Origin of the sequence: methane-oxidizing endosymbiont of Gigantopelta aegis (assembly GCF_016097405.1) — a bacterium.
Lineage (GTDB): Bacteria > Pseudomonadota > Gammaproteobacteria > Methylococcales > Methylomonadaceae > Methylomarinum.
The window spans coordinates 56,210-77,097 of record NZ_JAEHGD010000001.1 but is presented as its reverse complement, the minus strand read 5'-3'; the positions used below and the strand labels follow the sequence as shown (position 1 = coordinate 77,097).

Genomic DNA, 20,888 nt, shown 5'->3' with positions numbered 1-20,888 from the left:
ACGATGGGTTTCGGCTGGCGCCTCTACCTATCCTATCCTCTTTGCAGTTGTTTTAAAAACTCCGGCGCAAAATCTGCGCCATTGGGCCAGACAACCGTTTCAAGTTCCGGGTCTAATGATACTTTTGAAAATAATTCAATATCCTTTAATGGCTCGAAAACAGGGCCATTCAAGGCATTAGCCAAATCAACCTCGCCCGCTGTGCCATCATCGAATGCAAGCCACAATTTATACTCTGAAATATGTTTAACAGACTTAATATGCAACATCAGTCACTCCAACGGTTCAATTGATTTTAAAGGCTCTCCTGCCATTGCTCTTTTCCAATTTTCTTCCAACGCCTATCTATTACAAAAAACCCATTCCTGAACCAGCTTAACCGCTCTTTTAGGCAGGAATCCTTCAATCATATTGCCGTTAAAATCAAACAATGCCTCATACCCTGAATATTTTGCATGTATATGAGGTGGGTTATGATCAAGAAAATACATGGCAATCAAAATACCATAAAAGCGACTAATGACTGGCATTCTTTTGCTGATTTCTACAATATGAAAAATTACTGATCAAGCGATCGCTTTCAATCATAGGGTTATTTGGTTTGTTGGTGTTACGATGGGTTTCGGCTGGTGCCTCTATCTATCCATCCTACCCCTTTGCAGTTGTTTTAGAGACTCCGTATCTACTCACCCCCTCTAAAAAGCAGGTGTAGGTTGTTGATTTATCAGGCTTGCATAACAGGGATGTTATGCAGAACTACATGGATGTATTCACGTGTCCTGATAAATCAATGACCTACTCCGGCTAAAACACAACCGGGTGAGCAGTTACGAGACTCCGAGGCAAAGTCTGCGCCATTGGGCCAGACAGCCGAAAACGTCAGCGCCCTCTCAAAAAATTAACGCTTGATCGTCCCTTGCAGCGCAAGGCGAATAATATCTTCACAGCTTTTATCCTCACTCGTAACACCTTGCACCATTTTACTGGCATCGGCAGGCTTATAGCCGAGTGCACATAAGGCGGTGATGGCTTCTTGCCTTGGGTTGCCCGGATTTGCTCCTGACGACTGACCGGGGTTTATCTTAATCCCTGTCTCTGAATTCTCGCTTAATGCCGGCAGCCTATCACGCATTTCTACAATCAGGCGTTCGGCGGTTTTTTTGCCGACACCGGGTAAACGTATCAACGATTGCGTATCATTATCTTCAATGCAGCGGCGGAACTCTTCAGCACTTTGGCCAGACAAGATAGTCAAGGCCAGTTTGGGACCAACGCCATTGACTTTAATCAGGGTTCTGAACATCAAGCGGTCGCTTTCTTTCGAAAAGCCAAACAAAATATGCGCATCGTCCCGCACCACCAGGTGAGTATATAAGGCCACTTCATCCCCCACCATTGGCAAGTCGTAAAAGGTGGTCATCGGTGCTTCGATTTCATAGCCGACGCCATGGACATCCAACAGCAATTGCGGCGGATTTTTAGACAGCAATTTTCCGCGTAAAAATCCAATCATAACCCAGCTCTACTCAAGCGTTGTTGAGTTTGTTGATGATGGCTGTGGCACAGACAAACCCCCAATGCATCCCCCGCATCAACCTGCAATGTGCCTTGAATATTTAACAGAATTTTGACCATATGCTGCACCTGAGCCTTATCGGCATTGCCTTTGCCTACTAGCGCCTGTTTGATTTGCCGCGCCGCGTATTCATGCACCGGCAGGTCGCAATTAAGCGCGGCGCAGATAGCCGCGCCTCGGGCCTGCCCCAGTTTCAGGGCAGAGTCGGCATTTTTGTGCATAAACACCTGCTCGATTGCCATTTGTTCCGGACTGTACATGGCAATGACTTCTGTGATGCCATCAAAGACCTGTTTTAGGCGTTGCGGAAAAGTATCTGCTTTAATACGGATACTGCCACTGGCAATATAACGACTACTGTTTACACCGGCTTCGATGATACCGTAGCCGGTGATACGGGAGCCAGGATCTATCCCTAGAATTCGGCTCAAAACCTATCTCCGCCGTTGTCATTTATGTCAGCCGAACTTTGTCCGGGGCGTGTCATAACAAACATCAAGTGTTTATGCGATGGGTTTCGCGGGCGCTCCACCCATCCTACAAAAAAGATATTCAAGCCATAATACATAATCAACAAAGCGTAAATCAGGAAGCTGCCATTTTTTCCATGATATCGTCGCTGATATCGGCGTTGGAATAAACTTCCTGCACATCGTCCAGGTCTTCCAAACGCTCAATCAAACGTATCATTTTTTCGGCGGTGGCTTCATCCAAATCGGTTTTGTTATCCGCATGCATGGTTACTTCACTATTCTCAGGCTCCAGGCCTGCCGCCACCATCGCTTCTTTGACATTTAAATACTCTTGCGGATCGGTAAATACATCAATAGACCCATCGTCATTGGTGATGACATCTTCAGCACCCGCTTCCAAGGCCGCTTCCATCACAGCATCTTCATTGACGCCTGCTGGATAACTGATAATACCCACTTTACGGAACATATAGGCCACCGAGCTCAGTTCTCTGCATTGCTGAATCACCCCCAAAATCGGTTCAGGTAGACTCTGCAACGAACGTTTTCTCGGGCGTTCGCTAACGCTTTTCAAATAATCACGCTGAAAGCGTTCTTGCTTCGGAAAACAGGCGTTCAATCCTGATTTAATGTCCTCAGCAATCGTTTTATACAAACGCCATGGTGTCAATGCACGCGGCCCATCCATTTTCGTCAAGGCCTTGGTAAAACAACGTTGCGCGATTTTTTCCGTGACCGCTGCATAAAGCAGCTTGCCTTGTAAATATAATTCGGCCAATTGACTGTCTTTACGGGCACGTAATTGATTGATCGCCAACAGGCTTTTCAGCCGCTTGATCACCAATTCCACCTGCCAGCGTACCCGATAGAGCGCGGCAGCCGTTTCGGTACTGAGCAACTCGACCGGCACGGACGTTAAAATCAAGACCCATTCACTGAGATAGAGCGTTTTTTCCCGGGCTGTACGTCCTTTGTTCTGCGCTCTGAGTTTCGCTTTACGGCGTGCTTGCGCCGCTTTTTCGGCAGGTAACGGAACCGCATGTACCGTGCAGGCGATGCGTTTGTTATCATGACACAAATAAACCGGGATAGCCCCCGCTTGTTTCCCGAGACGTTGTAATTTCGTTTCCCAGTCAATTTTTATATCATTTTGCCGTGCTCGTCAAGCTCGTATAAATTCATGCTGTGTGCGTTATAGCGCAGCACAATATCGCCACCTCGGTCAATAAAGGCACCAACGACTTCGGTTGATTGTAGCCACGATCAATCAACACGATATCGCCCGATTCCAGCACATAATGGTCAAGGCTTTCGCCAATCTTGTCCGTACTGACTTCAACCTGGCGCAATGTCAGCGAAATCAAATCTATCGCGATATGCAGCCGATACGTGGTTTCTGTTGCACCGGGTTCCTGCACGGTCGAGCCATCAATAACAACGAAGCTTAACGACCCCTTGTCAATCACATTTTGCAACCCAAATACGCTCGATAGTAAGGATTTTACCCAAGGAACGCAGGCCGCCAGTCTTTTTTTACCGCCGTATCACTCAGGTAGCCCTGTAAGTGAGCCACCTCGCCGGCGCAACTCCGCAAGGAGAAATCCAGACCACAGTAGAGCATCACCAACTGTAACAGTTGTAAGGGCGAACGGATCTTGCGCGCACGCGTGAAGGCTTTAAATTCATAGGCTTGTTGTTGATAATCCTCTGGAAGTTCTTGCACAAATTGTTCAAAACGAGTATCTATGTGATGTGGCTGCTTTTTCATAGGGTTTTCACTTTTGTCGGTAAAAGACTCTATGTGGTGGCCACACCTTTATTTTTCAACTCATAATCAATGATTTAATAATAAATCCAGAACCGGCCGCAACGAGGGACCGTCCACAAAATAATCAGCTTCCTGTTTGACCCGCTCGCGTGCGGCAACACCGCCAAAGCCTATCACCACAGCGCCGGCGTGTTTAGCTTCTAGGTCGGTATTACCATCACCAATCATTGCAGTTTTTTTATCTGCTGAAAGCTGCTTGCAAATTTCCGCTTTGCCGCCACTTCGGGCCAACGGTGATTGCGTATCAAAACCTTGATAACGCCCTTCGTCATCAAACACGATATTGACAGCATGAACTTTGGCAGCGGGAATATTGAGTTTTTCCGCCAGCGGCAAAATCGCCTGCCGAATACCACCACTGATGATATGAATGTCTTTACCCGCCTGCTGCAAGCGGCTTATCACCGTATCGACATCGTCCACCATCTGCATAATATAAAGTTGCGCCAGCCAATCGATCGCTTGTTTGTCTGGTTTAATTAATTGCAGGCGTTTGCCATAAACCTCCTGCAATGCAATTTCACCATTCATGGCCTGATTGGTCAATGCGGCCACCTGATCAAAAGCACCACTTTTTCGTGCCAGTTCATCGATACCTTCCACCGTACTCAAGGTACTATCGCAGTCAAAACAGATGACGTCAAAACTCATAATTGAATTTGCTTGAGCGTTTTAACTGCCGGAATATCACAAACTGCTTGTAGCCGAGCATCATCTAAAGGTTCTGAAATACTGATGACAGCCATGGCTTGTTGTTGACTGTCAGCCGTACCGACCTGCATACGGGAAATATTGATATTGGATTCGCCCAATACCGAACTGATCGCAGAGATGACGCCAGGTTTGTCTTCATGTTTGGTAACCAGTAAAACGCCTTCCGGCACGACTTCAATTTCAAAATCATTGATTTTGATAATTCTGGGATGACTGTCGCCGAGTAAAGTGCCTTCTAGTGAAACTGTTTCCCCATTATCGCAATGGCCTTTCACTTTAATCACCGACAAATAGCCTTCCGCCTCATCTGTCCGGGTTTCGACCAATGAAATGCCCTGCTTCTTGGCGATATTCTCGGCATTGACGCTATTCACGGGCGTCGAAAACTGATCGACTAACATGCCCACCAAAACTTCAACCGAAATCGGTCTGATTTCGACATCAGCCACCTGTCCACAAGCGACCACATCCAGTGTTTTAATCGGCGCATCGATCAGGTTGATTAGCATTTTGCCCAGAATATGTGCCAGCCCCATAAACGGCTTGACCTTTCTCAGCGCATCGGCTGACAGTCGGGTAATATTCAGTGCATTAATGGCTTCGCCGGTTTCTAGGTAGGTAACGACCTGACGTGCGATTTCAACACTGACCGCCACTTGAGCTTCACGGGTTGATGCGCCTAAATGTGGTGTAAAGGCGATATTATCCAATGTCAGTAAAGGCGAATCTTTCGGCGGTTCATGTTCAAACACATCTAACGCCGCCTTGGCGATTTGACCATTAGTCAAGGCATCATATAAAGCCGCTTCATCCACCAGGCCACCGCGCGCGCAGTTAATCAACATGGCACTTTTTTTCATCGCCGCCAGTTGCTCAGCACCGATGATATGACGGGTTTTTTCCAGCAGAGGACAATGCAAGGTCAAATAGTCGGCTTGCTTGACCAGTTCTTCCAAGCTGACCGATTCTGCACCATATTCGGCAAAAATTTCCGGCGTAACAAAAGGGTCATAAGCGATAACGCGCATGTTAAGCCCATTGCCGCGTTGTGCAACGATACGGCCAATCGTGCCGAAACCTAAAATCGCCAAGGTCTTGTGTGAAACTTCAGCTCCCATCAATTTGGAACGTTCCCATTTCCCCGCCTTGACCGAGGCATTCGCCTCTGGCAGATTCCGGCTCAAGGAAAACATGTGTGCAATGGCTAATTCGGCAGTCGTCGTGGCATTAGCATCCGGCGTATTCATGACGATCACGCCTTGTTCGGTTGCGGCCTGAATATCGACATTATCGACACCGATCCCGGCACGGCCGACAACTTTGAGATTTTTAGCGGCTTTCAGGACTTTAGCGGTCACCGTGGTACCGCTGCGAATCAATAAGGCATCAAACTCTGGAATCAATTCGCATAATTCATCTTCACTCAGGCCCGTTTGAATATGCACCTGAATATCGGACTGTTCATTCAGAAAATTGATGCCATCGTCGGCCAGCTTGTCGGAAATCAGTATTTTTTTCATGCGTCGGGTTTATCAAAGGATGGAATAAACCCGCTATTTTAGCAGCTTTAGCCTGAAAATGAGAAAATTATACCGCTCCAGTATTTAGTCTTATCCAAGCGATTAAAGCCACTTCTTTGATAGCTCCCAAATACCGGATAACCTGCTGCTAACGATCGAAAAAAATAACTCAGCGGTAACTTACCGAATCACCGTTTATCGACAGCGGCCTGGGGTTTGCTATGATTAAAAGATATTTCTACGTTTCATACAGAAAATCAGCTCAATGTTACGTCATTCACTCGGTTTAAAACAAAAAATTCAATTATTGGTGTGGTTGCCGGTCACGTTAATGTTTGTGTTTACATTAGGGCTTTTTATTGTCCAGCAAGCTCAAAAGGAACAATCCGCCACGCGTGCAGAAGAAATGTTTGTTGCGTTAAAGCCCTATTTAGCATTAACTTCCGCATTAGCAGCAGAGCGAGGGTTTTATTTAGGATGGGTCAATGGCGATCACTCATCTCCACAATTACTTAAGGCTTTGGAAACACAACAACAAAAAGTTAATAGCTTGTTGGCTCAATTACCCCAGCCAACTGATCAGGATATGTTAAGCCACAACATGAATGAGGCAGTCAAAAAACCTGCATCATTTACGCCAGCAATTACAGATGCTGCGACCGATGAAAAGCAGGGAGGAATTGGAAGAAAAGGTATTTACGGGCTATAGCCAACTTATTGAGCAGCTCAATTTGCTGATTCAGGAGTACGCCTTTGAATATGAAGGTATTGGTCAACTACGGAACTTACTGCTGTTATATGGTTTGTATGATTTAAAAGAAGCGGCTGGACAAGAGCGTGGAATTACATAAGGTGAATGCCTTGCGTTATATACTCTTCGGTGGCCATTTAGCAAAACAAATGACGTAATGGAGAAAGATATAAATCAAGGCCACACAAAAGGATGAAAATTTACACAGCCCTTCTTCAGATTAAACAGGTACGTCGGTCAATTTTAGAAAAACTTCCGCACTTCATGATGAGCTTCGATGGGTCAAAAACGGTGATTGCATGGCGGCTTGATCCATGAGCCAAAAATTATTTAATTCGTAAAGATCCGATTTATTATCAAAAATTTATTACAAAAATCTTTCAGTTTTTTTTCAAGCACTTCAGTCAGATTGACCGATTAACAATCGATTCAGACCTACTTTGAAACCATTTAAGGTGATGAAAAAGAGCTTGCCAAATGCTTGACAAACGTGAAACAGCAGCATGTTGAAGATAAGTTTCTTATCAAGAAATTTAGATAACATCGTAAAAATTTCTGATCAAGAACCTTTAAATCGGTTTGCGGCTTCAATTAAAGAGCGTTCAATATCAAATGCCGAACGATACCTCCGAGACTTTAGAGCAGTGGTGGCAAAAACGTGTCACGCAACGAATCAAAATCATTAAACGGTATGCTTTACAAAAACAACAAGCAAATTTTCAGCGCATATCGTCTTCAGAAATATCAACAAAAAAAGAACCTCACAATCACCTTGACTGGATATGGGCATCATGGATTATCCTGATTTTATGGGGAAAATCCATACTGCTGACATTATGGTTGGATTGCAAGCCCTACAGAACAATATGGCGGTCACGATAATCATCAAAGTAATACCGGGCGTCAAATGTCAAGATGAGAGTTGTCGTCAACGGTGCAGAGGCAATATCGATTCTCTGGATACTGTCTGCCGCTTCTATGACACCATCAATGGCGAGGCAACGATTGATCTTTGTAAGGCGATTGAAGAACGTTACCCGAAGGCTGGGACTATTTACATCATTTGCGATAATGCACGCTACTACCGATCAAAGGCTGTCAGACAATTTCTTGAAATGTCGCGAATTGAATTAGTGTTTTTACCGCCGTATGCGCCGAATCTTAATTTGATTGAACGGTACTGGCGATATTTCAAGAAAGAAATCTTATATGACCAGTATTATGAAACATTCAAAGAATTCAAAATAGCCTGCGAGACATTCTTTTCTGAGCCAGAAAAGCATGTCGACAATTTGCGCTCACTTTTAACTGAGAATTTTCAAATTATCGGTGCATGATGGTTTGCTCTATTTTCATGTGCGGAGAGTATATTACGGTGGCCATTGCAAAACAAGAACGTTTGGAGAAGATCTATCAGTGGACACAAAAGGATGAAAATTTACAAGCCCTTATGCTTCAGATTAAACAGGTACGTCGGTCAATTTTAGAAAAAGCACTTCGTGATGAATATTTAAATAAGGCGCTTAGGTTGATTGGTTATGGCGGCTTGATCCATGATTTTAAAAATTATTTAATTCGTAAAGATCCGATTTATTATCAAAAATTTATTACAGAATTTCAAAATCTTTCAGTTTTTTTTTCAAAAGGTTCAGTCAGATGACCGATTAACGGCATCGACTCAGAAAGCCTTTGAAACCATTTTCCAGGTGATGAAGAGCTATCGCCAAATGCTTGATAAAGTGAAACAGCTTCATGCTGAAGATAAGTTTGCTCAAGAAATTGATAACATCGTAAAAATTTCTGATCAAGAAGCTTTGCAAGCGGTTTCAACCATTCAATATCAAATGCCGTCGATACCTCCAGAGCAGTGGTGGCAAATAACCACGCAACGAATCGAAATCATTAAACAGTATGCTTTACAAAAACAACAGCAAATTTTAGCGCATATACGTCAAGAAGCCGAGACTGCGAAAACGAACCTCACAATCGCCTTGTTTGGAATGGGCATTTTTCTCCTTATCCTGATTTTATGGGGAAAATCAATACTGCTGACATTATCCAGAGGATTGCAAGCCCTACAGAACAATATGGCGGTACTTAATCATCAAAAGGATATTACACAAATTCAAATGCTCAAGGAACATGATGAGCTAGGACACATCGTCAATACGTTTGCCAAATTAGTTAAGGATAATGATGACTATTTAACCCGGATGAAATTATTTTATGAGGCAGTGAAGAATATCGATCAAGCTGTCATTATGACCGATGCGGATAACAACATTACCTTTGTTAATAAAGCTTTTGAGCAGATGTCGGGTTATTCTAAAGAAGAAGTGTTAGGTAAAATCCTAAAATTCTAAGCTCTAATAAGCAACCAGACACATTTTATAAAGAGATGTGGGCATCACTGGAACAAACGGGACATTTTGAAGGTAACTTTATTAATCGACGCAAGGATGGCACAGAGCTTCCTTTAGAATCCAATATTTCTAGAGTATGGGATGGAACCAATCAGCAAAATTATTATGTGGCCATTCAAAGGATATTACAGAACGTTTGCAGAATGAATCAGAGATTTGGAAAAAAAGCCAATATTGACCAGCTGACAGGATTGTACAATCGAAATTATCTCATGACGCGTTTAACGCAAGATGTGGCATCATCACAACATAAGAACCAACCTTTTGCACTCATTTTCTTGGACTTGGATGGCTTTAAGTATGTCAATGATTCCCTGGGACATGCACTGGGGGATGCGTTGCTATGTGAGGTGGCTCGCCGTTTACGTTCGAAAGTTCGCGCATCGGATGTGTTGGCCCGGCTAGGAGGCGATGAGTTTGTCGTCATTTTAGGCGAGGTAAATAGTCCTGAGATTATTGAGCAACGTGCTGAAGCCATTTTGCAGGCTATTAACCAAATTCATCAAGTCGATGGCTATCCGGTTGAAATCAGTTGCAGTATTGGCATCAGCCTTTTCCCAGATGATGCGCAAGATGTGGAAACGATGTTGAAATACGCTGATACTGCCATGTATGAAGCTAAAGCGGCGGGTAAAAATATGATTCAATTTTACCAGCCTAAAATGCAACACGATATCTCTAAAATGGTGGCCGTGCATAATGCATTAAAAAAGCCATTCAACAGAATGAATTAGTGCTTTATTATCAACCGGTAATCAATTTGAACACCGGCAAAATAGTCGGTGCGGAAAGCTTAGTTCGCTGGCAACATCAGGATAAAGGGTTAATTTTTCCAGACCAGTTTATTCCCGTCGCGGAGAAAATGGGCAGCATTGAGAAACTTGGGGAGTGGGTATTGCAAGAAAGCTTCCGCCAAGGAATGATTTGGCATCAACAAAAGGCTTTGTTGCATAAATAATCCACAGCGTACTCTTTTCTTAAATTCCAGTCTTTATTCATGAAACAGAATAACTTTCAGGCATACCCAGGCCTGTCATTTTATTCATTGCGCCGACGCGGAGATACGCCTCAACCATCTGAGCCGCAAAGGTCCGGTTTTTTAATTGGCCACTAAAGAGCGTTTTGATGCGAAACATAGCCGTTTCAGCCAGGCTGCGTTGATGATAACCACTTTCTTGTTTCCATGCCTTTCTCCCGATTTCAGCGCAACGTTGAACAATCGCTGTTCTTGGATGAGTTCTCCCATCTTCATCACTCGGCCATTCCACCGCCCCTTCCCGCGGCGGTATCAATGCATCGGCGCCTTTGTTACGAATCGCCTGATGACACTGGATCGTATCATAAGCGCCATCCGCCGCCACACTGGCAACTTGGTCGTGTTCATCCAGCTGCTCTAATAAATCCGGCAAGACTTCGGAATCACCAACAAAATTAGCCGTCATCTCAACTGCCACGACTTCCTGCGTTTGTGCATCAACCATGATATGGAGTTTACGCCAGGTTCTGCGCTTGCTGGCACCATGTTTGCGAACTTTCCACTCGCCTTCACCGTAGACTTTTAAGCCGGTCGAATCGACGACTAAGTGTCTTGGCGTTCGACTGCTTGAACGAGGCAGCCGAACCTCCAGAGTTTGCTGGCGGCGACTTAATGTACTGTAATGAGGAATCTGGATAGACAGCTTTAATAACTGGACTAACGACAACAAACATCCCTGTGTCGCTCTCAACGGCAGCTTAAAGAGTTCTCTCAGGGTCAATGCGCATTGAATAGCAGTATCAGAATACGTCATCGGGCTTCCTCTATAGCCTGTCTTTTCAGGCTGATGCCATTGCTTGATCATGGATTCTTCGAACCATAGCGTTAATGAACCTCGATTGATCAAGGCTTGATTGTAATTCGACCAATTCTTTAGTTTGTAGCGTTGTTTCTTTTTCTTGTCCATGCCCTATAATATGGGGATCCTTATGATTTATGCAACAAAGCCTCAACAAAACCTGCTTCCAGAGACTTTTTATTTATCCGTGAATATAGCCGCACAGCAATTTCTAAAAGGTTATGGGGCGTTGCAAAAGCAATTATCGCTGAAAACACAAGAACTCGAAAAAAAGGGAATCCCACCGTTTATTCAACTGGAAATCACCGAAGGTGTTTTGATTAATCCGGAATATTCCGCCGAAAACGGGCCGTACAAAATATCGATTGATTCGACCGAATTCGGCGCGATTAAATTCCAGCGCGGCGCGCCATTCCATTTAGTCTGCGCCATATTGCTGAGTGGAATTCCGTCCTGAAACAGCATGGTGTGTGCGGTCTGAAAATTGGTTGACCCCCGAGTGGCCACCACGCCATTGGTGTCACCAATGAATCGCCGTCTGACCTGAATACCTGGCGCATTGCGGACTAAATCCGTAGCAGTTGTCGCATTGATTTTTTCCATATCTTCTTCGGTGATTTCAAACTTAGGTGAAGCTATGGTCGTATTAGGGAAAAGTTTATGTGCGGTGGTGATAATCATATCTTCACCCTGATGGACTTCCCCCACATATTCAGCCTGAGCAGGCAGTACGGGCAACGCGCCTAAAAAAAGACAAAGTGATTTTTTTCGATTTAACATGGTTCATTTTTCCTTATAGTTGCACATAAGCAACGCTGTTGCTGTTATGCAATCTTCAGCACAACCCATGCCATCTTAATCGACAAAAATATAATCCAGCCTCACAGCTCTCTGCCCTCAAATAACCAACCTTAGCCGTCAACAATAACGCAACCTAACGGCTAAAGCTCTCCGACAAAAATCATATTTTTTCCAAGCGCAGTTTTAAATTTTCCGCTATCTAATAAAATCACAATCAGCAAGCTGTCATAAAACCATGTCATATGCCGCATTAAAAACAGGTTAAATAACATAGTTTAATTTTGTCGGGCAACAGCGGTCTTTTTTATGATAAGTTAAACGGTTTTATCCTTGGTTTAAACCATGTCAGATTCGTTGCTTTCTATTTCAGCCTGGAAACAAAGGTTGGTTTTCTGGCTAGGTGCCGTTTTTGTCGGCTTGCTCATCGTTGCCATGACATTATTAAGCGAATGGGCGGGCGAGACGTATCGCATTTTATCGAAACGCTATTTCTGGTTTAACTTTGTCGCTGCGCCGGTAGGTTTAGGCATAACGGCTTGGCTAACATTTCGATTTTTTCCGGGCTCTGAACGTAGCGGCATCCCCCAGGTCAAAACCGCACTGGAAATCACAGGCGACCTGTCACGACGGAATCATTTACTTTCTTTGCGCATTGTTGTCGGTAAAATGCTGCTGACGATTATGGGTTTGTTTTCTGGTGCATCGATTGGCTTTGGTGGGCCGGCCACTCATGTTGGCGCGTCGATCATGGCTTCTCTGGGGCGGGCCGTGCGTTTTCCGTTACATTATATGGAACGAGGGCTGATCCTGGCCGGTAGCGCCGCCGGTTTTGCAGCCATGTTCAGCGCGCCGCTGGCGGGGATTATTTTTGCCATTGAAGAAATGGGTCGATCGTTGGAAGAAAAAGTCAGTTCGCTGGTGTTGACGGCGATTGTTTTTTCGGGTGTCGTTGCTTATATTTTTCTGAAAAAATATATCTTTTTCAGTGATAAATCTTTTATTTTACCCTGGGGCTATGGTTGGCTGGTCATTCCCTTATGTGGTATCGCAGGTGGTCTTATGGGTGGTTTGTTCAGCCGCTTGCTTATCTCTTGCGGTCGCTGGTTGGCGCAATCTAATCTTTCAATTTTCACCATTGCCTTCGCCTGTGGTGGCGGCATTGCTTTATTAGGCTTTTATTCTGAGGGTAACAGTTTTGGGACGGGTTATCAGCAAGCCCGCTCCATTCTGGAAGGCAATGCTATTGATCCCTGGTTTCCAATCTTTAAGATGCTGGCCACCTTATTAACCGCCTTCAGCGGTGTTCCTAGCGGTATTTTTGTTCCATCTATTGCGACCGGCGCCGGCATTGGTGCAAATCTTGCCCAATGGTTTCCTATTGCGCCGGCAGAAATCATGATTTTACTCGCAATCACAGCTTATTTTTCCGGCATGTTGCAATCGCCTTTGACTTCTTTTGTCATTGTGATGGAGATGACCTACAGTCATGAAATCTTGATTCCATTGATGGCAACCGCTTTTTTCGCCACTGGTACGGCCAAACTGATTCAACCCGTACCACTTTACCGGGCTTTATGTGACAGTTATAAACAATATCTTGATGACAAAGAAAAATAAACTTTTTTTGATTTTACTGGCGTTTGCCATACTGACCGGCATTGTTTTTTTCAAACCCTTGCCGCCTGTGCCTGATGTGGTGATTCAAACGATCGATAACCAACGATTTAATATGCGCGATTTCCATGGCAAGCCGGTTATCGTCACGTTCTGGGCGACAAACTGCCCGTCCTGTTTAAAAGAGATTCCCGATTTATTACAACTTTATCGGGAATACCATCAACAGGGGCTTGAAATTATTGCTATCAGTATGCCTTATGATATTCCAAGCCATGTTGTCGCACTCAAACGACAGATGGCGATACCCTATCCGCTTTCGTTGGATTTACATGGCGAAATAAATAAGGCCTTTGGCGGTGTCGCATTAACGCCAACCAGTTTTTTAATCGCACCTTACGGCACAATAATCTGGCGAAAAACAGGCCGGTTTGATATTGATATAATGCGGGAAAAAATTACAGGGCTGCTTAATGCTGCCCAATCATAAGTTCAGTATGCTATGGCTTATCAACCGCGCTTGGCGCTGGGCTTGGCAGGCGTCGACCTACGTTTACGCGCACGAAAAGGCTTTTTATCACCAGTTTTTTTTCTGCGCCCCGCCAGCACGGCGTGGGCGAGGCTTACTGGCTGGTTTTTTGATATTATCCAGCGATACCGGCGCATAACCGGTATCGGCAACTCGGGGTAATTTAGTTTTCAGTAGTTTTTCGATACCATGCAATAGATAAGCTTCCTCGGGCGAAACCAATGAAATAGCTTCTCCCTCATGCCCGGCCCGACCTGTTCTGCCAATACGATGCACATAATCTTCCGCGACGCTAGGTAAATCAAAATTGACAACATGTGGCAATTGTTCAATATCCAATCCCCGCGCAGCGATATCGGTCGCCACCAGAGCTGTCACCTCGCCTTGCTTAAATGCCTGTAACGCACGATTGCGCGCGGCCTGACTCTTATTACCATGTAAGGCAATACTGCGAATACCGTCTTTGATGAGTTGCCGTACCAAGCGGTCGGCGCCATGTTTGGTACGCACAAAAATAAGGACTTGTTGCCAATGGCCATGTCCAATCAACCAGGACAGTAATTCACGTTTATCTTCCTTGCTAACCGGGTAAATCGTTTGTTTAATTTTATCGGCCGCTTTATTATCTCGGGCGACCGAAACTTCGACTGGGTCATGTAATAATTGTGACGCCAGCACTTTAATCTCTTTTTCATAAGTCGCTGAAAACATCAGGTTTTGTCGTTTGTCTGGCAATGCCTGAATGATTTTCCGAATATCTTTAATAAAACCCATATCCAGCATGCGATCAGCTTCATCCAGCACAAAATGTTGCACCTGAGATAAATCGACCTTTTTCTGATACATCAGATCAAGCAAGCGTCCGGGGGTGGCGACTAAAATATCAGCGCCTTTAGCTAGGCGTTTGATTTGGGTATTGATATTGACGCCACCGAAAATCTGCTCTGTAATGAAAGGCAAGTGCCTACCATAGGCTTTAAAACTTTCATAAACCTGCGATGCAAGCTCCCGAGTTGGCACTAATACCAAAACGCGAGTAGGTCGCGGCAGCGTCGGACGCGGTTGATTTTGCAATAATTGTAATAGCGGCAAGGCAAATCCAGCGGTTTTTCCAGTACCAGTCTGCGCACCAGCGAGAATGTCCCTGCCCTGCAAAATAACAGGGATCGCTTGTTGCTGAATCGGTGTGGGCGTAGTATAGCCTTGTTCGGCTATGGCTTTAAGAATGGGTGGAGCAAGCTCCATTTGGGTAAAATTCGAATGTTTAATGAGAGTAAAAAAATGTTAATCGCAACCTTTGCTGCGGGCTGTTTTTGGGGCGTCGAGGCCCAGTTTCGACAATTACCGGTTTCAGATACTCGGGTGGGTTACACCGGCGGCGATACCGAAAATCCCGATTATAAATCGGTCTGCACCGGCCTTACCGGCCATGCCGAAGCCATTGAAATTACATATGACCCTGATAAGATCAGCTATCAGGATTTGCTGGCGCTGTTTTGGCAAATTCACAATCCGACAACCTTGAATCGACAAGGCCCGGATGTGGGCAGCCAGTACCGCAGCGCCATTTTTTATCATAACGATGAACAAAAAGCGTTGGCCCTGCAATCAAAACTGGAGCTGGAGCAACGCGGTGTTTTTAACACGCCTATCGTGACACAAATTACGCCAGCATCGGTATTTTATCCGGCTGAAGACTACCATCAGCGTTACCTGGAAAAACAAGGACGAAGTTTTTGCCACTGACACTATGCATGAACCGGCTGCACAGGATAGGGGCAGAAATATCATAGCCCCCGTAATAAATCCGCTTTGATATCGTTTATATTCTCCAGTCCAACGGAGATTCTGACCAGGCTGTCTGTAATGCCGGACTCAAGACGCACTTCTGGCGCTAAACGACCATGCGTGGTTGAGGCCGGATGGGTGATGGTGGTTTTAACATCGCCTAAATTTGCGGTAATTGACAACAGTTGCGTCGCGTCAATCAATTTCCAAGCCGCCTCTTTTCCACCCTTGAGTTCAAAACTGACAACGCCACCAAAATGGCTTTGCTGCCGTTTGGCCAGTTCGTGTTGGGCATGTTCTTCAAGCCCCGGATAATGTACTTTTTCAACCGCTGGTTGCTGCTGTAACCATTTGGCCAGTTCAAACGCATTGTCGCAATGCGCTTTCATTCGAATCGCCAAGGTTTCCAGTCCGGATAGAAAGGTCCAGGCATTGAAAGGACTCAATGTTGCCCCACCTGTTCTTAAATACGGATAAATGTTGTTTTCAATCAGTTCGTCATTGCCGATGACCGCTCCCCCAACACAGCGTCCATGTCCATCGATATATTTAGTGGCAGAATGAACCACCAGGTCGGCGCCTAAATTCAAGGGTTTTTGTAAGACCGGCGTACAAAAAACATTATCGACAATCAATAAACAATCGTGTTGATGTGCCAGATCGGCCAAGGCCTCAATATCGGCAATTTCGATCAATGGATTAGACGGTGTTTCCAAAAATAAAAAGCGGGTTTCGGGTTTGATTGCCGCTTCCCAGGCCGATAAATCCGTCAATGTGACAAAATCGGTTTCCACACCAAATTTGCCAAAATAATTCTGAAACATCAATACCGTATTACCAAACACGCTGCGAGAGCATACCACATGATCGCCGGCTTTCAACAATCCCATACCGACAGCCATAATCGCCGCCATCCCTGAGGCAAACGCCAAACAGCGCTGGCCTTGCTCCATCGCCGCCAACCGCTCCTGAAAAGCACTGACGGTCGGATTGGTGAAACGAGAATAAATATTGCCCGGCTGTTTTCCGGTAAAGCGTAAAGCCGCCTCTTCCGCGCTGTTAAAGACATAGCTCGAGGTGGTAAAAATCGGTATGCTGTGTTCGGCTTCCTGTGTCCGATTTTGCCCTGCCCGGATAGCCTGGGTTTCGAGAGAATATTGATTCCAGTCTGTTTTACTCACGTTTGTTTTCCAGTATTAAAATGCGTATTTTTAGCGTTAATGGTGATTTTGCATCTCGATAATAAAATTTTCGCTGCAACGTTGTTGATTTTGTGCATCATCATTACGCAAGGCTTCGATTCTATCCAAATACGCCTGATCAATATCGCCTGTGACATATTTACCACTAAAACACGAGGTATCAAACTGTTGTATTTTAGGGTTGCCGCGACGTACCGCATCGATCAAATCATCAAGATCCTGATAAACCAAATAATCGGCACCAATAGCCTGACAGACTTCCTCCGTCGTGCGATTATGTGCAATCAATTCATGGGCTGCGGGCATGTCGATACCATAAACATTAGGGTAGCGTACCGGTGGCGCCGCCGAGGCCATATAGACTTTTTTGGCACCCGCATCACGCGCCATTTGAATAATCTGTTCCGATGTCGTCCCTCTGACAATCGAGTCATCCACCAATATCACATTCTTGCCTTCAAACTCCAAACTGATGGCATTCAACTTCTGTTTAACCGATTTACGCCGCATTTGCTGCCCAGGCATAATAAAGGTTCGGCCAATATAACGATTCTTGATAAAGCCTTCCCGGAACTTGACACCTAAGCGATTAGCCAATTGCAAGGCAGAGGTGCGACTGGTATCAGGAATAGGAATCACGACATCGATATCATGATTTGGCCATTCACGAAGAATCTTTTCAGCCAGTTTTTCCCCCATACGCAAGCGTGCCTTGTACACCGAAATATCATCAATAATGGAATCCGGTCGCGCAAAATAAACATGCTCGAAAATACACGGGCTATACATCGGATTATCTGCACATTGGCGCGTTTGCACCGTCCCTTCGGCGTCGATAAAAATCGCTTCCCCCGGTTCTAAATCACGCGTGCGGGTAAAATCCAGAACATCCAAAGCAACATTTTCCGATGCAATCATATAATCTATACCGGACTCTGTTTTGCGCTGTCCATAGACAACCGGCCGGATACCATGTGGATCGCGAAATGCCAAAATTCCAAAGCCTGCAATCATCACCACAGCGGCGTATGCACCCCGACAGCGCTTATGCACCTTGCTGACAGCTGTGAAAACATCATCGGCAGAAATTTTTAGTTTTCCCAATTGTTGTAATTCATGGGCAAAGACATTGAGCAAAATTTCTGAATCAGAGTCGGTATTGATATGACGCTGATCCTGTTGATACAACTCTTTTTTTAATTGTTCGGTATTGGTCAAGTTACCATTGTGCGCTAAGGTCAATCCGAATGGGGAATTTACGTAAAACGGCTGAGCTTCAGCTGAGCTGGTACAACCCGCCGTTGGATAACGCACATGTCCAATCCCCATATTGCCACGCAAGCGTAGCATCTGACTGGTTGAAAAAACATCACGCACCAAACCATTATCCTTACGCAAATAAAACCGATTCCCTTCGCAGGTTACAATTCCGGCCGCATCCTGGCCACGGTGCTGCAAAACAGTCAATGCATCATATAATTCCTGATTGACATTCTGATGGGCAACAATGCCGGCAATTCCACACATAAAAACAACCTGATTAATTAATGATAATGAATATAATCTGCCATACCCGACGGCAAATGCTGTCCCAGCCATTCGGCTACGGACTGTAATGGCGGTATCAGTTGTGATTCTTTCCACCACGGATCGGCGGGCAAAGGCGTCAACCCGGCCAGCATAATCATCAAGGCCGCAACGACAACTCCGCGAACGCAACCAAAAATCATCCCGGCAAAGCGGTCGGACCCGGTCAGTCCGGTTTTTTCAATCAACGCGCCCAATAAATAATTGATTAAGCCGCCTAAAATCAATGTGATAATAAATAACACGGCAAAAGCCGCCGCCATTCGTGCAGAAGGCAGGCTGATCACAGATTCTAAAAACAAAGAAAATTCACGACTAAATGTAAGTCCGACCCAGATAGCCAAGACCCAAATCCCCAATGAAAAGGCTTCTTTAACAAATCCTCGCAATAATCCAATCACAGCCGAGACCACAATCAAGGCAATAATGGCGTAATCAATCCAGATCATGAGCGCTCACTTTGTTGAGTGATAAAACTGTTTAATTGATTGAGCTTTTCCAGCCGTGCTTTGACCCGCTCAGCCTGCTCACGCGTCAATTCAGGGCCAACCTGAACTTTAAACAAGGTTCCGCTTTGAGTTTTCTGTTTGACAATCGTGGCCGAAAAACCTTGTTGCCGTAAACGATTCTTAAGCTTCAAGGCATTTTCCTTAACGCCGAATCCACCGGCTTGAATATACCAATCGGCTAATTCGGAAGGCTCTATATTCTGGCTTTTTTTCGCTTGATACAAAGGCTTTTGAACAACATCTTTTGTCGATTCAGGCAGTTTTTGTGCCTGTGCCTGTTGCAATTTTTCAGGTAGCGGTGGAATCGTCAATTGATTGATTTGACGACTGCTTTGGCTGACAGGGTCGTCAAATAACATCGGCAAAAAAATAGCCGCCAATGCGGTAATTACAATTGCCCCAACCAATCGTTGTTTAAGTTCCTGATCCATTGTCGCCCCTCTTGATTAAACCGCTTTTAAGCCGGTAATTGACTTTTCTGATAGACCATAAATTCCGAAATCAGAAAAAAAGAACCAAAAACAAGAACCAATTCGCCATTTTTTGCCTGTTGTTCGACATGCTTGAACGCACTACTGAAATCTCGAAAGCCTGCTGCCACCTGTTTAACATTAGATTGCTGAAAAACTGCCAATATAGATTCTTCACTCGCTGCACGCGGCGTGCGTAATGGCGCCAACGTCCAATCTGTAATAGCATCTTTGATGATCTCAACAACCTGCACGATGTCCTTATCTTGCATCATGGAAAACAAGGCGTGAATTTTATAGTGTTTGAAATGCTGTTCCAGATAGTCACGCAACGCCTTTACCGCCTGTGGATTATGCCCGACATCAAGCAAAATCGGTACATCGCCGTCAATTTTTTGAAACCGTCCGGCCAGATGGACCTGCTCCAGTCCTTGACGAATCGCCGAGTCAGATATCGCCAACTGAGGCTGAAATACCGTGACGGCCGTCATAACCGTGGATGCATTGGCAAATTGATGCGCCCCCGGCAAAGCCGGAGGTGGCAAATCTTCTTTGTTCAGCGTATTAAAATGCCACTGCCAGCTTTCGGCAGTCTTTCGATAATCAAAGTCCACACCAATCCGATAAACTGGGGCTTTAAGTTGCTCTGCCACATCTAGCAACGACTGAGGCGGCTGCCTGTCACCAATGACAACAGGAATACCGGGGCGAAAAATTCCGGCCTTTTCCCGGCCTATCGCTTCCCGGGTTTCGCCCAGCCAATCGACATGATCAATACAGATGGTCGTCACCAGCGTCAAGTCTGCATCCACGATATTGACAGCATCGAGCCTTCCTCCCAACCCGACTTCCAATAATTGAATATCCAGATCGGCCTGAGAGAAAATATCCAAAGCGGCCAGTGTACTGAATTCAAAATAACTGAGCGTCGTTTCCCGCCGCGCTTCATCGATGCGGGCAAAAGACCGACAAATCAATGCATCGTCAACGGATTTACCATCAATTCGGATGCGTTCATTGTAATCAATGATATGGGGCGAGGTGTAACTGCCAACACGATAACCTTGAGCTCGATACATCGCTTCCAGCAAGGCGATACACGAGCCTTTACCATTGGTTCCGGCGACGGTCAGGGTAACCGGTTTTTTGCCGCGGGGATTCAACCTTCTGAATACACGCGCCGCCCGCTCAAGCCCTAAATCAATCGTCCGGGGATGCAGGCCTTCTTGCCAGGCCAACCAAGCCGCGAGCGTATCAAAACGAGGCAT

27 protein-coding genes are annotated in these 20,888 nt (G+C 45.3%); 10 read left to right on the top strand and 17 right to left on the bottom strand.

Translation table 11 applies throughout. The features are described 5' to 3' along the window. Positions 1–32 precede the first annotated feature (32 nt). From JEU20_RS00380 to serA, 9 genes are all read right to left on the bottom strand, one after another. The gene (locus JEU20_RS00380; RefSeq protein ID WP_198242967.1) at positions 33–269 is read right to left on the bottom strand and encodes a DUF2442 domain-containing protein; all 237 of its coding nucleotides are present in this window, start codon (positions 267–269) and stop codon (positions 33–35) included. A gap of 72 nt (positions 270–341) precedes the next feature. Next, a complete protein-coding gene (locus tag JEU20_RS00375) occupies positions 342–530 on the bottom strand; it encodes a DUF4160 domain-containing protein (protein ID WP_198242965.1) in 189 nt (62 codons plus the stop codon). 368 nt (positions 531–898) lie between these two features. Beyond that, on the bottom strand, positions 899–1,513 hold the full coding sequence (gene ruvA, locus JEU20_RS00370; RefSeq protein WP_198242963.1) for a Holliday junction branch migration protein RuvA: 615 nt from the start codon (positions 1,511–1,513) through the stop codon (positions 899–901). Next, on the bottom strand, positions 1,510–2,007 hold the full coding sequence (gene ruvC / locus JEU20_RS00365) for a crossover junction endodeoxyribonuclease RuvC (protein WP_198242961.1): 498 nt from the start codon (positions 2,005–2,007) through the stop codon (positions 1,510–1,512). The genes ruvA and ruvC overlap by 4 nt, the downstream gene beginning before the upstream one ends. A 154-nt stretch (positions 2,008–2,161) precedes the next feature. Then, positions 2,162–3,127, bottom strand: a complete 966-nt coding sequence (locus JEU20_RS14795; protein ID WP_245395034.1) for a YebC/PmpR family DNA-binding transcriptional regulator — start codon at positions 3,125–3,127, stop codon at positions 2,162–2,164. Positions 3,128–3,227: 100 nt separating this feature from the next. After that, positions 3,228–3,524 carry a transposase gene (locus JEU20_RS14790; RefSeq protein ID WP_245395033.1) on the bottom strand — a complete coding sequence of 99 codons (297 nt, stop codon included), beginning with the start codon at positions 3,522–3,524 and terminating at the stop codon, positions 3,228–3,230. A gap of 26 nt (positions 3,525–3,550) precedes the next feature. After that, complete coding sequence (locus JEU20_RS14785) at positions 3,551–3,817, bottom strand: hypothetical protein (protein WP_245395032.1); 267 nt, start codon at positions 3,815–3,817, stop codon at positions 3,551–3,553. Positions 3,818–3,883: 66 nt separating this feature from the next. After that, positions 3,884–4,528 (bottom strand): HAD-IB family phosphatase, encoded by a 645-nt coding sequence (locus JEU20_RS00350; protein ID WP_198242959.1) that lies wholly within the window; start codon positions 4,526–4,528, stop codon positions 3,884–3,886. Further along, positions 4,525–6,111 carry a phosphoglycerate dehydrogenase gene (gene serA / locus JEU20_RS00345; RefSeq protein ID WP_198242957.1) on the bottom strand — a complete coding sequence of 529 codons (1,587 nt, stop codon included), beginning with the start codon at positions 6,109–6,111 and terminating at the stop codon, positions 4,525–4,527. Before serA ends, JEU20_RS00350 begins: the two co-directional genes overlap by 4 nt. Before the next feature lie 265 nt (positions 6,112–6,376). On the opposite strand from serA, the gene JEU20_RS00340 reads away from it, so the two are divergent. From JEU20_RS00340 to JEU20_RS00310, 7 genes are all read left to right on the top strand, one after another. Beyond that, a complete protein-coding gene (locus JEU20_RS00340) occupies positions 6,377–6,820 on the top strand; it encodes a hypothetical protein (RefSeq protein ID WP_198242955.1) in 444 nt (147 codons plus the stop codon). Beyond that, positions 6,792–6,962 (top strand): hypothetical protein, encoded by a 171-nt coding sequence (locus JEU20_RS00335; RefSeq protein WP_198242953.1) that lies wholly within the window; start codon positions 6,792–6,794, stop codon positions 6,960–6,962. The genes JEU20_RS00340 and JEU20_RS00335 overlap by 29 nt, the downstream gene beginning before the upstream one ends. A 691-nt stretch (positions 6,963–7,653) precedes the next feature. Then, positions 7,654–8,199 (top strand): transposase, encoded by a 546-nt coding sequence (locus tag JEU20_RS00330; RefSeq protein WP_214657270.1) that lies wholly within the window; start codon positions 7,654–7,656, stop codon positions 8,197–8,199. A 38-nt stretch (positions 8,200–8,237) separates the two neighbouring features. Further along, positions 8,238–8,522, top strand: a complete 285-nt coding sequence (locus JEU20_RS00325) for a hypothetical protein (RefSeq protein ID WP_198242949.1) — start codon at positions 8,238–8,240, stop codon at positions 8,520–8,522. 49 nt (positions 8,523–8,571) lie between these two features. Further along, complete coding sequence (locus tag JEU20_RS00320) at positions 8,572–9,225, top strand: PAS domain S-box protein (protein ID WP_198242947.1); 654 nt, start codon at positions 8,572–8,574, stop codon at positions 9,223–9,225. 203 nt (positions 9,226–9,428) lie between these two features. Beyond that, positions 9,429–10,019: a GGDEF domain-containing protein gene (locus JEU20_RS00315; RefSeq protein WP_198242945.1), complete on the top strand. Its 591-nt coding sequence runs from the start codon at positions 9,429–9,431 to the stop codon at positions 10,017–10,019. Beyond that, the gene (locus JEU20_RS00310) at positions 10,019–10,243 is read left to right on the top strand and encodes an EAL domain-containing protein (protein WP_198242943.1); all 225 of its coding nucleotides are present in this window, start codon (positions 10,019–10,021) and stop codon (positions 10,241–10,243) included. The genes JEU20_RS00315 and JEU20_RS00310 overlap by 1 nt, the downstream gene beginning before the upstream one ends. Positions 10,244–10,280: 37 nt before the next feature. On the opposite strand, the gene JEU20_RS00305 is transcribed toward JEU20_RS00310, so the two are convergent. Next, on the bottom strand, positions 10,281–11,228 hold the full coding sequence (locus JEU20_RS00305; protein ID WP_198242941.1) for an IS5 family transposase: 948 nt from the start codon (positions 11,226–11,228) through the stop codon (positions 10,281–10,283). 183 nt (positions 11,229–11,411) lie between these two features. After that, the gene (locus JEU20_RS00300) at positions 11,412–11,900 is read right to left on the bottom strand and encodes a TonB-dependent receptor plug domain-containing protein (RefSeq protein WP_198242939.1); all 489 of its coding nucleotides are present in this window, start codon (positions 11,898–11,900) and stop codon (positions 11,412–11,414) included. A 363-nt stretch (positions 11,901–12,263) separates the two neighbouring features. Here JEU20_RS00300 and JEU20_RS00295 point away from each other — a divergent pair, with 363 nt between their 5' ends. Beyond that, the gene (locus JEU20_RS00295; protein WP_198242937.1) at positions 12,264–13,538 is read left to right on the top strand and encodes a chloride channel protein; all 1,275 of its coding nucleotides are present in this window, start codon (positions 12,264–12,266) and stop codon (positions 13,536–13,538) included. After that, positions 13,522–14,025 carry a peroxiredoxin family protein gene (locus tag JEU20_RS00290; protein ID WP_198242935.1) on the top strand — a complete coding sequence of 168 codons (504 nt, stop codon included), beginning with the start codon at positions 13,522–13,524 and terminating at the stop codon, positions 14,023–14,025. Before JEU20_RS00295 ends, JEU20_RS00290 begins: the two co-directional genes overlap by 17 nt. An 87-nt stretch (positions 14,026–14,112) precedes the next feature. Here the strand turns inward: JEU20_RS00290 and JEU20_RS00285 are convergent, their stop codons facing one another. Then, on the bottom strand, positions 14,113–15,309 hold the full coding sequence (locus tag JEU20_RS00285; protein WP_198242933.1) for a DEAD/DEAH box helicase: 1,197 nt from the start codon (positions 15,307–15,309) through the stop codon (positions 14,113–14,115). 36 nt (positions 15,310–15,345) lie between these two features. On the opposite strand from JEU20_RS00285, the gene msrA reads away from it, so the two are divergent. Continuing rightward, entirely contained in the window at positions 15,346–15,810 is a 465-nt protein-coding gene (gene msrA, locus JEU20_RS00280) for a peptide-methionine (S)-S-oxide reductase MsrA (protein ID WP_198242931.1), read from the top strand. Between the two features lie 41 nt (positions 15,811–15,851). Here msrA and JEU20_RS00275 read toward each other — a convergent pair whose 3' ends face one another. From JEU20_RS00275 to folC, 5 genes are read right to left on the bottom strand one after another with little or no spacing between them, the layout of a single operon-like run. Further along, the gene (locus JEU20_RS00275) at positions 15,852–17,033 is read right to left on the bottom strand and encodes an O-succinylhomoserine sulfhydrylase (RefSeq protein WP_198242929.1); all 1,182 of its coding nucleotides are present in this window, start codon (positions 17,031–17,033) and stop codon (positions 15,852–15,854) included. Positions 17,034–17,069: 36 nt separating this feature from the next. Beyond that, positions 17,070–18,581 carry an amidophosphoribosyltransferase gene (purF, locus tag JEU20_RS00270; protein WP_198242927.1) on the bottom strand — a complete coding sequence of 504 codons (1,512 nt, stop codon included), beginning with the start codon at positions 18,579–18,581 and terminating at the stop codon, positions 17,070–17,072. A 17-nt stretch (positions 18,582–18,598) separates the two neighbouring features. Next, the gene (locus JEU20_RS00265; RefSeq protein ID WP_198242925.1) at positions 18,599–19,090 is read right to left on the bottom strand and encodes a CvpA family protein; all 492 of its coding nucleotides are present in this window, start codon (positions 19,088–19,090) and stop codon (positions 18,599–18,601) included. Continuing rightward, the gene (locus JEU20_RS00260) at positions 19,087–19,581 is read right to left on the bottom strand and encodes an SPOR domain-containing protein (protein WP_198242923.1); all 495 of its coding nucleotides are present in this window, start codon (positions 19,579–19,581) and stop codon (positions 19,087–19,089) included. Before JEU20_RS00260 ends, JEU20_RS00265 begins: the two co-directional genes overlap by 4 nt. A 26-nt stretch (positions 19,582–19,607) precedes the next feature. Beyond that, positions 19,608–20,888: a bifunctional tetrahydrofolate synthase/dihydrofolate synthase gene (folC, locus tag JEU20_RS00255; RefSeq protein WP_198242921.1), complete on the bottom strand. Its 1,281-nt coding sequence runs from the start codon at positions 20,886–20,888 to the stop codon at positions 19,608–19,610.

Bases quoted from the DNA above. Each gene is read 5' to 3' on its own strand.
- JEU20_RS00350 (WP_198242959.1), bottom strand. From the start codon at position 4,528: ATGAGTTTTGACGTCATCTGTTTTGACTGCGATAGTACCTTGAGTACG.
- serA (WP_198242957.1), bottom strand. From the start codon at position 6,111: ATGAAAAAAATACTGATTTCCGACAAGCTGGCCGACGATGGCATCAAT.
- JEU20_RS00305 (WP_198242941.1), bottom strand. From the start codon at position 11,228: ATGGACAAGAAAAAGAAACAACGCTACAAACTAAAGAATTGGTCGAAT.
- JEU20_RS00380 (WP_198242967.1), bottom strand. From the start codon at position 269: ATGTTGCATATTAAGTCTGTTAAACATATTTCAGAGTATAAATTGTGG.
- JEU20_RS00290 (WP_198242935.1), top strand. From the start codon at position 13,522: ATGACAAAGAAAAATAAACTTTTTTTGATTTTACTGGCGTTTGCCATA.
- JEU20_RS00300 (WP_198242939.1), bottom strand. From the start codon at position 11,900: ATGTTAAATCGAAAAAAATCACTTTGTCTTTTTTTAGGCGCGTTGCCC.
- JEU20_RS14785 (WP_245395032.1), bottom strand. From the start codon at position 3,817: ATGAAAAAGCAGCCACATCACATAGATACTCGTTTTGAACAATTTGTG.
- JEU20_RS00375 (WP_198242965.1), bottom strand. From the start codon at position 530: ATGCCAGTCATTAGTCGCTTTTATGGTATTTTGATTGCCATGTATTTT.
- JEU20_RS00330 (WP_214657270.1), top strand. From the start codon at position 7,654: ATGGATTATCCTGATTTTATGGGGAAAATCCATACTGCTGACATTATG.
- msrA (WP_198242931.1), top strand. From the start codon at position 15,346: ATGTTAATCGCAACCTTTGCTGCGGGCTGTTTTTGGGGCGTCGAGGCC.
- purF (WP_198242927.1), bottom strand. From the start codon at position 18,581: ATGTGTGGAATTGCCGGCATTGTTGCCCATCAGAATGTCAATCAGGAA.
- JEU20_RS00315 (WP_198242945.1), top strand. From the start codon at position 9,429: ATGAATCAGAGATTTGGAAAAAAAGCCAATATTGACCAGCTGACAGGA.
- JEU20_RS00265 (WP_198242925.1), bottom strand. From the start codon at position 19,090: ATGATCTGGATTGATTACGCCATTATTGCCTTGATTGTGGTCTCGGCT.
- folC (WP_198242921.1), bottom strand. From the start codon at position 20,888: ATGCCTCGTTTTGATACGCTCGCGGCTTGGTTGGCCTGGCAAGAAGGC.
- JEU20_RS00285 (WP_198242933.1), bottom strand. From the start codon at position 15,309: ATGGAGCTTGCTCCACCCATTCTTAAAGCCATAGCCGAACAAGGCTAT.
- JEU20_RS00320 (WP_198242947.1), top strand. From the start codon at position 8,572: ATGAAGAGCTATCGCCAAATGCTTGATAAAGTGAAACAGCTTCATGCT.
- JEU20_RS00340 (WP_198242955.1), top strand. From the start codon at position 6,377: ATGTTACGTCATTCACTCGGTTTAAAACAAAAAATTCAATTATTGGTG.
- JEU20_RS00260 (WP_198242923.1), bottom strand. From the start codon at position 19,581: ATGGATCAGGAACTTAAACAACGATTGGTTGGGGCAATTGTAATTACC.
- JEU20_RS00295 (WP_198242937.1), top strand. From the start codon at position 12,264: ATGTCAGATTCGTTGCTTTCTATTTCAGCCTGGAAACAAAGGTTGGTT.
- ruvA (WP_198242963.1), bottom strand. From the start codon at position 1,513: ATGATTGGATTTTTACGCGGAAAATTGCTGTCTAAAAATCCGCCGCAA.